Annotated in this window: 7 protein-coding genes; 2 read left to right on the top strand and 5 right to left on the bottom strand. The window is 47.7% G+C overall.

Features of this window, described 5'->3' with window-relative positions:
- Positions 1–17: 17 nt before the first annotated feature.
- From C7460_RS09110 to C7460_RS09090, 5 genes are all read right to left on the bottom strand, one after another.
- Entirely contained in the window at positions 18–926 is a 909-nt protein-coding gene (locus C7460_RS09110) for a PorP/SprF family type IX secretion system membrane protein (protein ID WP_115867787.1), read from the bottom strand.
- A 6-nt stretch (positions 927–932) separates the two neighbouring features.
- Entirely contained in the window at positions 933–8,864 is a 7,932-nt protein-coding gene (locus C7460_RS09105) for a tandem-95 repeat protein (RefSeq protein ID WP_147302896.1), read from the bottom strand.
- A 210-nt stretch (positions 8,865–9,074) separates the two neighbouring features.
- Positions 9,075–10,382 (bottom strand): MATE family efflux transporter, encoded by a 1,308-nt coding sequence (locus tag C7460_RS09100; RefSeq protein WP_245986279.1) that lies wholly within the window; start codon positions 10,380–10,382, stop codon positions 9,075–9,077.
- Between the two features lie 94 nt (positions 10,383–10,476).
- On the bottom strand, positions 10,477–11,019 hold the full coding sequence (locus C7460_RS09095) for an NUDIX domain-containing protein (RefSeq protein ID WP_115867785.1): 543 nt from the start codon (positions 11,017–11,019) through the stop codon (positions 10,477–10,479).
- Between the two features lie 14 nt (positions 11,020–11,033).
- Complete coding sequence (locus C7460_RS09090) at positions 11,034–13,388, bottom strand: TonB-dependent receptor (RefSeq protein WP_115867784.1); 2,355 nt, start codon at positions 13,386–13,388, stop codon at positions 11,034–11,036.
- Between the two features lie 153 nt (positions 13,389–13,541).
- Between C7460_RS09090 and C7460_RS09085 the strand changes: the two genes are divergently transcribed.
- Together C7460_RS09085 and C7460_RS09080 are read left to right on the top strand one after the other, a co-directional pair.
- A complete protein-coding gene (locus C7460_RS09085) occupies positions 13,542–14,156 on the top strand; it encodes a ribonuclease HII (protein ID WP_115867783.1) in 615 nt (204 codons plus the stop codon).
- Positions 14,153–14,779 (top strand): hypothetical protein, encoded by a 627-nt coding sequence (locus C7460_RS09080; RefSeq protein WP_115867782.1) that lies wholly within the window; start codon positions 14,153–14,155, stop codon positions 14,777–14,779. Before C7460_RS09085 ends, C7460_RS09080 begins: the two co-directional genes overlap by 4 nt.
- The last annotated feature ends 23 nt before the right edge of the window (positions 14,780–14,802 follow it).

Genomic DNA, 14,802 nt, shown 5'->3' with positions numbered 1-14,802 from the left:
TGCTGGCTGTTAACAAATTAGAAGTATCGTGGAGTAAGTATTTTGGCTCGTGGCAGCTCTATGATGTAGTTGATCATGATCTCATGTGAGCCGGAATTTACCTGACTGAGCTCTGTGGTGGTCCAAAAATCAAAACCATAACCCACCTGTAGTTTAGGACCTATCTGAAACTGCACGATGGCATCAAAGCTATCTAGCGAACGGTAGGACACTCCTACCCACAGCACATTTCTGAGGAGCACGTTCATATTGATATCTGCCTGTATGGGTGCTCCGTCCACTGCTTTCAACAGAAAGTTTGGCTTGAGCATTACACCCGGAGCAATCGGGAATACATACCCGGCACTTAAGAAATAGTGACGGATGAGCTCAGATTCTGAATCCGGGTTGTCAGGATCAAAAGACTGATTGATCATTTGGGGTACGCCCAGCCCGAGATAAAATCGATCAGAATGCCAGAGCAAACCTGCACCAAAATTGGGCCGAATCATGTTTTGGCTGGCATTGGTCAATGAAGGGTCACTTCCCGCACTAGTTGCAAAGTTTTGGTGGTAGTGCGAGAGGCTCGCCTGAAGTCCGAATGACATTTTGGTTTTATTGGCAAACTTGATCCGGTAGGCATAGGCCATGTGCACACCATGGTGTGTAGTAGAGCCTATTTTGTCACGTACGATCATACCTCCCAATGAAATGGGAGTAAAACCGATTGGACTATGTATGCTCAGCGTTTGCGTACTGGGGGCTCCTTCAAAGCCCACCCATTGCTCGCGCATGAGCGCACTAGCGCTCACACCATCATGGATGCCTGCATAGGCAGGGTTGAGCGCCATTTGGTTAAACATATATTGAGTAAACATTACCTGCTGCTGCCCATAAGCAAGGGTACAAGCCAGCAAGAAGATCGGAAAGATGAGTAGCTTATTCACGTCTGGTTATCGTTTAATGGTTATGTATCCTTTTTGCAGTGGCTTTGCTCCATCACCGAAATCCACGATGAAGAAGTAGGTGCCATCTGGAAGTGCTGTGCCATTGCTCAGCGTATTGCCAGAGTTTACCAGCCCCTGGAAGGCATTGTCTCTATTGTCATATCCTGTGGCTTCCCATACCAGGTTACCCCAGCGATTGTAAATGCGAACCGAATTATTCGGAAAGTTCTCGATTCCCTCAATGACCATGTTGTCATTGAACCCATCGAAGTTTGGAGTAAACACATCATCTACCGGTAAGTCGTCACAGCTGTATGCGTCTCTGTAGTCAGGGATGCCGTCACCATCACAATCTGCCTCGGTGCTCTCTTCGTTATCATCAGTACCATCTCCATCACTATCCTGATCCAGGTAATCTGGGATACCATCGCCATCAGTGTCACCACTGCCTTCTTCACTATCCGGGATACCGTCACCGTCACTGTCCTCATCAAGGAAGTCAGGAATTCCGTCTCCATCACTATCACCATTCCCCTCATCGGCATCAGGAATACCATCACCATCACTATCCTCGTCCAGATAATCGGGTATGCCGTCACCATCACTATCTCCACTTCCTTCGTCCGAATCAGGGATACCATCCCCATCACTGTCTTCATCCAGGTAATCAGGGATACCATCTCCGTCACTATCTCCGCTTCCTTCTTCACTGTCTGGTATACCGTCTCCGTCACTGTCTTCGTCCTGAAAATCAGGAATACCATCTCCATCGCTATCCTCCCTGCTTTCATCTGTATCAGGAATGCCATCCCCATCACTATCCTCATCCAGGTAATCTGGGATGCCATCACCGTCTGTATCTCCGTAACCTTCCTCACTATCCGGGATCCCATCGCCATCACTATCAGGGTCCAGGTAGTTCGGTATACCATCGCCATCGCTATCTCCAGTACCCTCTACACTATCGGGGATGCCATCTCCATCGCTATCGGTGTCTTTGTAATCTGGGATGCCATCTCCATCTGTATCTCCAGTACCCTCTCGCGCATCAGGAATACCATCTCCATCACTGTCTTCATCAAGGAAGTCTGGCAATCCATCTCCATCTGTATCGTTTCCTCCTTCTTCCAAATCTGGGATGCCATCATTGTCACAGTCTGTATCCAGGTAGTTTGGTGTGCCATCTCCGTCAGAGTCGTCGTTTGTGGGGTCTCCATCACCATTTTGATCTTCCTCGCTATCAAACAAGCCATCTTCATCCGAATCCTCTTCTGCTATGGCTATGGTTACCGTTGCCTGAGTGCATCTGGAAGGAGAGCCATTGTCACATACTCTATAAGAGAAGATCACCTTTCCTGTCATGCCAGGAAAAGGAGTGAAGCTAAACGTACCGTCAGGGTTAAGCACCAGTGTACCTCTAGAGGGACGGTTGAGCACGGTAAACGTCAACTCATCGCCTTCTTTGTCTGTAGCAAAAGGAGCTAAATCACCGGTTAACTGGCCCTTGGTCTCATAGCTCGTATTTTCAGCTGTTGGTGGGTCATTTACAGGGTTTACACTTAAATCCAGAGACGCAGTGGCGGATATATTGCCATCCGTTACCGTATAAGTTACCTGTGGAACACTTCCATTGTAGTCAGCCACCGGCTCGAAAGTATAGCTGCCGTCTGCATTGATCGTGAGTGTGCCTTCAGTGAGGGTCACGGTCTCTCCTGCATTGTAAGTCACGCCACCCACGGTAAAAGTCGTGATCGTCATAGCATCCCCATCGACATCTGAGTCGTTCGCCAAAAGCCCTGAAGCTGCAGCGACTGTAAGTGTTCCGTCTTCGTCTACCGTATTGGTATCGTTAGCCGTGGCAGGAGCATCGTTTACAGCAGTCACATTGAGTGACAAGCTGCCTGTGGATGTATCCGTGCCGTCTGACACTTCATAGCTTATGGATGGCAAAGTGCCGTTATAATTTTCTGAAGGCTCAAATGTGAAACTTCCATCAGCATTGATCGTGAGCATACCTTCGGTTAGCGTCACAGTCTCGCCTGCATTGTAAGTCACACCACCTACAGTGAATGTGGTAATGCTCAAGGTGCTGCCTTCTGTATCTGTATCGTTTGCAAGTAGTCCCGAAACGGCAGCTACTGTCAAGGTGCCATCTTCAGCCACATCGTAACTATCGGCTCCAGCTACCGGCGCATCGTTTACGGCATTGACCGTAAGGTCCAATGTACCTGTGCTGCTGTCGGTGCCATCAGTAACTGTGTAAGTTGCCTGAGGAACCGTACCATTGTAATTGGCTGCTGGTACAAACTCGTAGCTACCATCCGCATTGATTGTCAAATCTCCTTCGGTAAGGCTGGCTGTCTGTCCGGCCGTGTAGGTCGTGCTGCCTACCACAAACTGGCTTACCGTCAGTGCCGTACCTTCTACATCGCTATCATTGGCAAGTACTCCGCTTGCTGCGTTTACTGTCAGGGTGTTGTCTTCGTCTACATCGTTGGTGTCATTCGCTGCAACAGGCACATCGTTGACGGCTGTTACATCCAAAGTCATTGTGTAGCCCGAGCTGTAGGCCGTTCCGTCGCTTACTTCAAAACCAAAGTTGCCCAGGCCTGAGCCATTGGCATTTTCTGCCGGTGCAAAGACCAATTTGCTGATGTCTGCTGTAGCTATCGCAAAGCCTGTTGCTCCCAAATCTGTGCTCGTTAGCGTGTCGCCATTGTAGACTAGATAGCCTGCTGTGGCGGCTGGTAGGCTCGTGATTCTGATGCCAGCCATCGCGGTACCTTCCACATCGTTGTAGTTGGCACTAAAGTCTGTTGAGGCGAAGGTCTTGTTCGTGTCTTCGTCGGTGGTGATGGTTTCATTAATGGCTGTTGGTGCATCGTTTACGGCATTGACCGTAACATCTAGAGTCCCTGTGCTGCTGTCGGTGCCATCAGTGACTGTATAAGTTGCCTGTGGTACAGCGCCATTGTAGTTGGTAGCTGGTACAAATTCGTAGCTACCATCCGCATTGATTGTCAAATCTCCTTCGGTGAGGCTGGCGGTCTGTCCGGCCGTGTAGGTCGTGCTGCCTACCACAAACTGGCTTACTGACAAGGTGCTGACTTCTACATCGCTATCATTGGCAAGTACACCGCTCGCTGCGTTTACTGTCAGGGTGTTGTCTTCGTCTACATCGTTGGTGTCATTCGCTGCAACTGGCACATCATTGACGGCTGTCACTGTTACGGTCATCGTGTAGCCAGTACTGTAGGCCGTTCCGTCGCTTACCTCAAAGCCAAAGCTGTCTGATCCATTGGCGTTTTCTGTAGGAACAAAGACCAACTTGCTAATGTCTGCCGTGGCTACTGCAAAGCCTGTAGCTCCCAGGTCGGTGCTGGTCAGCGTGTCGCCATTGTAAATCAGGTAACCTGCAGCAGCTGCTGGAAGACTCGTGATTCTAATGCCGGCCATCGCGGTGCCTTCCACATCGTTGTAGTTGGCACTAAAGTCTGTTGATGCGAAGGTTTTGTTCGTGTCTTCGTCGGTAGTGATGGTTTCGTTGCTAGCCGTTGGTGCATCGTTTACGGCATTGACCGTAAGGTCCAATGTGCCTGTGCTGCTGTCGGTGCCATCCGTTACCGTGTAGGTGACTTGTGGCACTGAACCATTAAAGTTCGATGCTGGTACAAATTCGTAGCTACCATCTGCATTGATTGTCAAATCTCCTTCAGTAAGGCTGGCTGTCTGACCGGCCGTATAAGTCGTGCTGCCTACCACAAACTGGCTTACTGAAAGTGCCGTGCCTTCTACATCGCTATCGTTAGAAAGTACTCCGTTGGTAGCGTTTACTGTCAGGGTGTTGTCCTCATCTACATCGTTGGTATCGTTCGCCGCTACAGGCACGTCGTTGACGGCTGTTACATCCAAAGTCATTGTGTATGCCGAGCTGTAGGCAGTGCCATCGCTTACTTCAAAACCAAAGTTACCCAGGCCTGAGCCATTGGCATTTTCTGCCGGTGCAAAGACCAATTTACTGATATCTGCTGTAGCTATCGCAAAGCCTGTAGCTCCCAGGTCGGTGCTGGTCAGCGTGTCGCCATTGTAGACCAGGTAGCCTGCTGTGGCGGCTGGTAGGCTTGTGATTCTAATGCCGGCCATCGCCGTGCCTTCTACATCATTGTAGTTGACACTAAAATCGGTAGTGGCAAAGGTCTTGTTTGTGTCTTCGTCGGTAGTGATGGTTTCATTACTGGCTGTTGGTGCATCGTTTACTGCCACTACGTCCATAGTCATTACATAATCGCTGCTGTAATCCGAGCCATCATAAACCTGAAAATTGTAAGTAGTATAAAGGTCTCCGAATGCGTCAGGAGCTGGTGAAAAAACCAATTTTCCGATATCAGCGGATGCAATGGCAAAACCACTTGGCGATATATCAGCTGCTTTAAGGGTGTCGCCATTGTACAACAATACTCCATCCGAAGGCAAGGTAGTGATACGGATTCCGGCAAATGCCTGGCTTTCGACATCTGTATAATTGTCATTAAAATCAGCCGCAGCATAGGTGCGGTCTGTATCTTCATTCGTGGTAAGGGTAGTGTCTGCCGCGGTAGGTGCATCATTGACTGCAGCCACTGTGAAGGAGACTGTAGCGGTATCATTGGCACACTCTCCATCAGAAATCACATATTTAAACGTGTCCGCTCCACTGTAATTAGTAGCGCTGGTATACTCGATAAAATCATCGGTCACATCTGCCGGGGTGCCGTTGTTGTTGATTGCAACAACTCCTCCATTTGCCGAGGCTCCATCTCCACCATCGGTACCGGCACTAAGAATTTCCATGTTGTCGGAATCTGGGTCCGAATCGTTGGAAAGCACATTCATGGATTTTGTAACGTCCTCTGAAACATCCGTTGGGTTATCGTCAGCAGCTGCAGGCTGATCTTTGACCAAAAATGTTCCTGTAACAGAGAGCCCTGTGCTTTCACAGCTTTCACCTGTAGTGTAAGCTACTTTTGTAATTTCCACTGTCGTACTGCCACGTGTAGTAAGCTGTGCAGCAGGAATGGAAAAGCTACCCGTACCATTTCCATTGCTTAAAGTCACAGAAGTCGTTTGAGCGGAAGCTGTATTTGCTCCGGATAAATCATAGGTAAACTGGTAAGAACCATTCGCCAGAGAACCGGAAATAGTTGCGGTGGCATCATCACCTAAACAAATATTACCTGAACTAACAGTCAAACTAGAAGTATTCGGCTTTGGCTCTACAGTAAGCGTTCCTGATAGCGTGCTACTGAAAGTACAACTTGAATTGTTGTCATCGATTAGGGTAACATTAAGGGTTACACCATTGTCACTATTAGAAAGTGCTATGGTAGTAAATGTCAAAGCTCCGCTGGCATTGGCGGTCACTGCAGAAGCTGCTTGTGTAGCACCACCATTGATGTCATAAGAAATGTCGTAAGTCTCGTTTGCTTCCAGATTTTCGATCGTCACACTCGCACCATCATCTTCACAAGTAGCCGGGATAGCGGCAAGCGATGCGGTATTTAATGGGTTGTTTTCAACAGTAATTGCGAATGAATTTTCACATTTCCCTCCGAAAGAATAATACACGTTATAGGTTCCTCCTGGAATGCTTTCAGAGGCATCCACTACCCCTGTGGAAGCATCGACCACCATTCCATAATCCGCGCTAAATTCACCTCCCGAAAGGCCTGTGATTGTAGGAGACATGTCTGCACCATCTGTACAGATTTTGTCAAAATCATAAGAGATCGTAGAGTTAATCAAACAAACGAAAGTAGGATCGTTTTCCCCTGACTCTGTACCATCACCATCTCCATCGGGATCAGGGTTACTTCCGAAATCAGAAAAATCCTGATTGTTGAATGGTCCGGTAACGCCATCATTGTCGCCATTGAGCATATTGGAAACCTGGGCCTGATTTTCATATCCATCGGTAGTTGCCGAATTCATATCCACGTTGACTGTGAATCGGATCTTCACCAGGGTAGCTGCAGCCAACTCGGTGCCTACACCCGTGGTATCCAACATGATCACATCAGTTTTACCATTAAAACCAGACTCCAAGCCTCCATTAGAAAACGTGCCACTGGTGATGGTCGGAGCGGTTTTTAAGGTAGCTGATGCACCTGCAGGTAAGCCATCTTCGATTTTTTCGAGAATCTGTAAATTTGTCGCTGACTGGCTGGAATTAAAGTTTTCCACGGTCAACTCAAACTCCACATCGTAAGTACCATTTCCAAGATTCGTTACCGCAACAGTATCTTTAGCAATCGCAATTTCTCCTGGACATAATTTGATATTTAAAGGATATGAATGCTCGGACTCAGCACATGCAGAAATAGACCCTGTAGCGGTATAGTCACCAGGAGCGTCTACGGAAATACTGGCCGAGGTTTCACCGTCCAGACGAATGCCATCACGGTACCACTGATACGAGTCAAAACCTTCTGCTGTGAGTGTCACCGGAAGGTTATCTGGAATACATGTTTCTGAGTTATAACCATCTGGCGTCTCAATCACTGGCTCTGTAGTGAACCCAGAGAAAAAGCCACCAAACCCTTTATCTCCACTGAAAATCGTCAAAGCGGCACGTATTGGCCTTGAACTGGAAATCGTCACATTCCCGGTATAACCCCCAATTTTATAGGTTTCATAACCCGGCTTCCCGGAAACTGATTTGGCGTTTGCCGTTTCATCCGTGCCATTTACTGTCAAGGTTTCGCCAGCTTCGGCGATGATCTGGATAAATGGTAGTCCCAATTGATCGATTGAAGGAATGTCTACTTCTTTACCACCCAAACAAATGATTGGAGGCAAGAAATTCAATCCTAGCTGTCTTTCAGAATTAGTATTACCGCCATTGTCAGTGGCGTTCAGCCCTTGATACACATAGACCGGCTGAGTAGCGTTGATATACATATTGTCGTTTGTGCTGTAATCAGTGGCCGTCAAACGGTGGTAATCTCCGGCGTTTAGACCAGTAGCTACAGGTGTGGCGCCTCCATTGATGTATAAATCAGTATTATCTACAGTAGCTACGACAATGACATTTTCATTGGAGTTTCCATCTCCTTTTATGAGGATATATTCCTCCCCTATTTTTTCAACAGGAGCTATTTGATCAATACCTATGTCACGTCCTGCCCCATTATTGGTTGGAGATCCAGCAAGCCACGATCCGGTATTTACAGCTATATCTTTATCTGCAGTAATTCTTGTACCATTTACATCGTTGAGGTTCTTAAATAGACCTCCTCCCAAGCTCTGCGGATTAGCAGCCAAAACCACAGATTCTCCTTCGTGAAGGACGAAATCAACAGAACCGGTACTCTCGTTCACTACCTCAAAATCTACACTACCGAAATCAGAAAAAGAGACGTTAGTATTGTCCTCAGTAGCCATTACGCTTATGAAATGGGTTTTCTTATTGATATTGGAGGTGTTCTCGTTATTCCATATGTGTCCAGAGCGGAAGTCTTTACCCAAACCGGCAGTACCCTTAGCAGTGAGCGAGCCAGCCTGCGCTCCTTCATTCACTCGTACACTGGCGAAAAATGCTTTATTCGCTCGCAGAATCAATCCCTCTGTCGTTTGTTTCACACCTAATGCTGATGTAGGCACAAGGTAATTGGAGGCGTTACCTTTACTCATGCCCAAATCTGCTGTTGACAATATTTGAGGTGAGCTTCTGGAAAGCAAAATGGAGGCTAGCGTATCCTGCGCTCCATTCATTACCTGGACGGTAAAGGCGGTTGTTTTGGGAGTTGTTAAGACGAGATAAATGTCTTCCGATCCTCCCGTGGCCTGATCTACGCGAGCGTACATAGGTGGGATGTAATGTCGTGTATCCAACTGAGCAAGTACTTGCTGACTGGATAGACAGACAATAAAAAATAATACCGTTTGAATGGTCTTTTTCACGCTGTTTGTTTTAATGGTTTGTAGGCCGAAATTGGTCTGATTTCAGGTAAGAAATCGATGGGACTCGTTGAAGTAAATCGGCGTTTCGGTGAAGTGTCCGGTGTACTCTATGAATGAAAAAAGTACCGCTTAGACATGCAAAACCAACAAATCAGCGACAAGATTCTTTAGAAAAAACGCGCTATTTGGCGCATAAAGGGCAGCTTTTGATTAAAAGCGGAGCCTTTTCAATAAGCTCTGGAACCGAATGATATGTAAGATAGCTGCTACGGTAAGTCCTCCAGATAATGCGTACCATACACCGTAGACTCCCAGGTCAAACGTGAAGCCCAAAAGGTAGCCTCCAGGTATGGCCAATATCCAAAAAGCGATGAACGTAATCAACGTTGGCACCTTCACATCAGTAAGCCCGCGGAGCACACCCAGCCCCACGGCCTGTAGTCCATCCGAAACTTGAAAGGCAGCAGCCACAATAAGCAATCCTGCAGCAAGCGATTGTACATAAGCGTCTTTTACATACAGTGCAGTAAGTTCATACCGTAGCACTATAAAAGTGAGCGCTGTAAAGGTCATGAAGATAGCCACAGTGGTAAATGATGTATAGCCTGCCAGCCGTAGATTTTTAGCGTCTTTCAGCCCCAGCTGATTGCCAATACGAATGGTGGAAGCAGCAGCGATGCCCGTGGCACTCATGTAAGTGATGGCTGCCAGATTGAGGGCAATCTGATGTGCGGCCAGCGCCTCGGCACTGATCCAGCCTACCATGATGGCTGCCGTAGCAAAAGCCCCCACCTCAAAAACATACTGCATACCGGAGGGCACCCCAATTTTCACCATGCGCCAGGCCTGCTGAGTATCAAAAGACCAAGCAAAGCCCGTCAGCTTTGTGCGAATGATGAGTACCATCATCAAGCTCATGACCACACGACTAATCAGCGTGGCGTAAGCTGCTCCAAGCAGACCCATTTCCGGAAAACCGAGCGCACCATAGATCAGCACGTAGTTTAGCGCAACATTGAGCAGGTTGGACACGATGGACACCACCATCGGGTTAAAAGTATCGGATAGGCCCTCCGCAAACTGCCTGAATGTCTGAAAGACCATCAGCGGAAACAAAGAAAAACTCACCACTACCAGATAGGGCTTAGCCGCTATGGCAACTTCCGTTTCCTGACCAAAATACATGAGATACTGACTGGCTATCAGTCCAATGGCAACCAAAACCAGAGCTAGTAGTGCATTGAGCACCAGACCATTTTGCAGCAAAAACATCAACCTGTTCTGATGCTTGGAATCTGTAGATGCCACTAGTGGAGTGACCGCATAGCTCACCCCAATCCCGAACATCATCAATATGTGATAAAACGTCCCCGCAAAAGTGGCAGCTGCCAGAGGAATGACTCCCACCTGCCCCACCATTACGGTATCAGCCACTGATACCATAATGTGACCTAGCTGACCGATCACTACAGGATAAGCCAGCACTACGTTCTTACGAAAATGCTCTTTGAGGGTCACTGCTTTTGGGGTTATGTGTTTTGCGGAGGCAAAGATAGAAAAGCACACGGCCCTTCCTAGAGGTTTGCACTTTCAAAAAAAGATAGGACCCAAACTAAAGCTTGAGCATCCTGGCTAACTTCATAATGGCCACCATGCTTAGGCTGTCTGTTATTTTCCCGTCCAGCACCATCTGATGCGCTTCGGCAAAAGGCAATTTCCAGATTTTCAAATCTTCGGTTTCTTCAAACTCCGTCTCGCCCTGTGTAAGTCCCTCTGCCAGATATGCAAAGCCAACTTCATCAGTTACCGAATTGGAAGTATGCATTTTCACAAACTCTGTCCACTTTTCAGCTGATAGGCCGGTTTCTTCTTTTAGCTCTCGTTTGGCAGCATCCAGCCTGGGTTCGTCTTTTGGCCCGCCCCCCATGGGTATCTCCCACGAATATTCATTGAGCGTATAGCGCCACTGGCCCACCAGCCAGGTGTTCATTTCTTCATCCAGTGGCACTATACCTATTGCGTAATTCTTAAAAAGAACTTTTCCGTAATGACTAATACCTCCTCCAGGATTGATCACCTCATCCTCCTCGAGGGTAATCCACGGATTGTCGTATAGGCGTTTGCTTTTTTGTAGTTTCCAGGGGTTTGGTTCCATGCCAGCAAAGCTAACTAAAACTCCACCTTATAGCTGAGGTTTGGAAACATCCCCAACTGAGGAGCAGTAAGTATCTTATCTGTACGTGGACCATAATAGCGATAGGCTACATTTTCCCAGCCGAGTACGTTTTGCACATTGATGGAAAAGACAGAAGCCATGGCTGGTTTATTGATTTTGTAACTCACACCCGCATCCACCCTGAAATAGCTAGGCAGGCGCTCTTCATAGCTACGGCTGTAATCTCGCATGGTAAAGCCTGCTTCACGAGAGGCATTCATATCTATAGGTGTTTCGCGCTTGCCTCCGGCCAAAATGAGGCGCCCATTGATGCTGAGTACGCGCTGCCCGTCTCGAAAGACAAATTCTCGCCCTCCTAAGGCATTCACTATGAAATTTCCATTGAAAATAGTGTTTCGTTCCACACCATCTCTGCCGGTGTATAGCGACTCATACAAAGATGTGGTAGCCATTAGGTAGTAGTTTTTGCGAAAGCCGCGCTCTATCGTGAATTCTATCCCACAGTTTCTGCCGGTGCCACCATTGGATAACTTTTGGCTGGTATAGCCATCGTAACTGTTGATTGCCGAAAAAGTCAGCTTCTCAGACATGGTAGCCGTATCTTTTGGCCAAATGGGCACATCATAAAGGTATTGGTAGTAGACCTCCGCCTTAGCTCGCCAATAGTTGCCAATCGTCTGCTCAAAGCCAACCACCGAATGGGCCGCCCGGGTAAATCCGAGGTTTTGATTGTGATGTACATAGCTGCCATCAGACTGCTCAGCCCTGCCCATGTATAGCGCGATCGTTTCCATACGGCTATGCAGGCCGAGTCCGCCGGTGAAAGTGCCTCTTGGTGAAACTTGCCACCTCCAACCAGCTCGAGGCTCCAGGTAAAAATTGCCATTGAGGGAAAAATAAGTTGAATGCATACCCATGTTTACCGTGACATTTGGATGAGGTCGGTGCTGCCATTGCGCATAGCCCTGCACCAGACTGTTCATGCCCGAGTCGTCCAAAGGAGATTCGTAGCGCGAATTCCTATAACTCCACTCCGTGCTCGACATGTCATACCCCAGCAAGCTGTAAATGGCTCCAGCTCTCAGGGTGTTGCGCGGACTTAATTTATGATTGATCATGGAAGAAATTCGACATTGAGATTGCAAAAAGTCTTCTGTGTACCAGACAAAAACGTTCATCGAATCTTCTTGATATTTGGACTGATTCGCCGAAACCGACACGATAGACTCAAGGTAAGTTCGGTCACCCAGGAAAACTTTGTGTGTCAGCCCAGCTACTCCTAAAGCTTGCTTCTCGTCCTCGAAGTAGTAGTCATCGGTATTCACCGTGTCTGCCTGATACCCATACGTATTGGCACCAGCCAGACCCCATAGTGAAAACACCCCCATCTTGCGAGTAGGGAGGTTGATCTTAAAAGACAAATCCTGAAAAGTAATGTCCTCCTGCTCACCCATGATGTCTATTCCGATGTGATCAAAAAGCGCGAGCGTAGAATATCGATAGTTTACCAAATAAGAAGCGTTGGATGACTTACTAAGTGGGCCTTCTGAGGCTGCTGCAATACCCAGCAGCCCGGCCTGAAAGGCATGCTCGCGCTTATCAAAGTTTCCGTTTCGAAGGTTCAAATCGAAGATTCCGGAAGTAGCATTGCCATACTGAGCCGGAAAAGCTCCGGTAAAGAAATCAGAATTGCTGAGCACATTGCCACTGAGCATGCTGATGCCACCAGCCGACGAACCTACAGACGTAAAGTGGTTGGGGTTGGGGATTTCCACACCTTCCAGCCGCCAGAGTATACCTTTTGGTGAATTACCTCGTATTACGATCTCGTTGAGCAGATCATCTCCTCCTGTAGTAACTCCTGCCTGACTTACTGCAGCCCGTGCAGGATCACCAAAGGTCGCGGCATACCTACTGGTCTCTTCTACACTCAGCGAAATTGCACTCACGGTGGCCATTTCATTTTGGGCTTTGTTATGGGCCTCCTGCTTATCAGCGATGACTTCTACGGCTTCCATTTTCTCTAGCGACTCCACGAGTGCGAGTTCCAAAAACACCTCTTTACCAGACGATACCACAATACCTGAAAGGCTTTTTTGCTCATAGCCTACTGACGAAACCATGAGATTGACACGCCCTACGGGCACCGATTGGATTCTAAAAATGCCATCTACATCCGTCACACCACCTGTAATAGGCTCGGTATCAGGTATCCAAACGGTTACACCTACCAGAGGCATCTTGGAATCGCGATCAATCACACGCCCTTTTACGGTTTGAGTAAGTGATTGCCCCATCAGGCTGGTGCAAAGGCAAGCTAAAAACAGCAAAGAGAAAATTTTAGACATGGTTAAAAATGGTTTTTTCAATTACTAGACAGCCACCCTAAACTTTACCCCCATCGATGTAATGAAAAAAATATCACAGGTGTACAATTAGCGTCCCAAGCTTGAATAAACGAAATAACGGTTCAAAAACTTTGATTGCCTTAATTTTACGAGATGCTGTTACCATATTTTGAAAAAGGACTGATAGAAGCTGGATGTGATGAGGCTGGCAGAGGTTGCCTGGCCGGCCCAGTAGTAGCTGCGGCAGTGATCTTGCCAGCTGACTATGAGCATCAGGTACTCAACGATTCCAAGCAGCTTACGGAAAAGCAGCGCAATGAACTCCGACTAGAAATCATGGACACAGCGATCTCCTATGGGGTTGGGGTAGTGAGCCCGGCGGAAATCGATGAAATCAACATTCTGAACGCCTCCTACCTGGCCATGCATCGTGCCATAGATCAGCTTAGTCCCATTCCTGAGCTACTACTTATCGATGGCAATCGCTTCAACGCTTACAAAGAACTACGCCATGAGTGCATCATCAAGGGGGATGGAAAATTCTACAGCATCGCAGCAGCATCTATTCTAGCCAAAACTCACCGTGATGACCTCATGCGCGAGCTGGCTACTAAACACCCCGGATATGGCTGGGAAACCAATGTAGGCTACCCTACCAAAGCCCACCGATCTGCCATTCGTGCTCAGGGAGCCACCCCACATCATCGCATGAGTTTTCAGCTATTGCCAGCTCAGCTCGAGTTGTTTGACAAAACATCCGACTCGTGAGCATTCGTGAGCGATTGTCCAGAAGCCTGAGTGTCAACAATGAAGGCCCGAACAAAACTCTGGCAGCCGAAATCGTACAAACCGCCGATGCTGAGTCCATAAATGAGTTGATCTCCTTACTTCAGGATGAACACACTGATGTGGTTGCCGATACCTTGAAGGTGCTAGAAATGGTTGGGCTAAAACTACCCGCGTTGGTAGGGCCTCAAGCGGAACAGGTCTTTGAGCTACTCAACCACCCCTCCAATAAAATCCAATGGCGAGCCATGTGTGTACTCAGCAGTATAGCGCATGAATGTCCAAAGTTTTTGGAAGCACACCTACCAAAAATTCTGGAAGTGATGGATAATGGCACGGTGATCACCAGAGATCATGGAGTGAAAATTTTGCTTGCGCTCTATCCTGCGATTGCTACCACCCCTGGCTTACTGCTAGATCAGATACAGCGAGCTCCAGATAATCAGCTGGGCCAATATGCAGAGAAATGGGCCACGGTAATTACACCTGAAGATGTCGCTGATCTCATTCTTATTTTAGAAAACCGATTGAAAGATTTGCATCACCCTTCCCACCAAAAGCGGATTAGCCGTGTCTTAAAAAAACTTCACAAAAAACGTCAGTAAATTTTAGTTTCAACCTAACATTT

Origin of the sequence: Marinoscillum furvescens DSM 4134 (assembly GCF_003386095.1) — a bacterium.
Classification (GTDB): domain Bacteria; phylum Bacteroidota; class Bacteroidia; order Cytophagales; family Cyclobacteriaceae; genus Marinoscillum; species Marinoscillum furvescens.
Note: the sequence above shows the minus strand (reverse complement) of the source record. Positions and strands in the feature narration are given on the sequence as shown.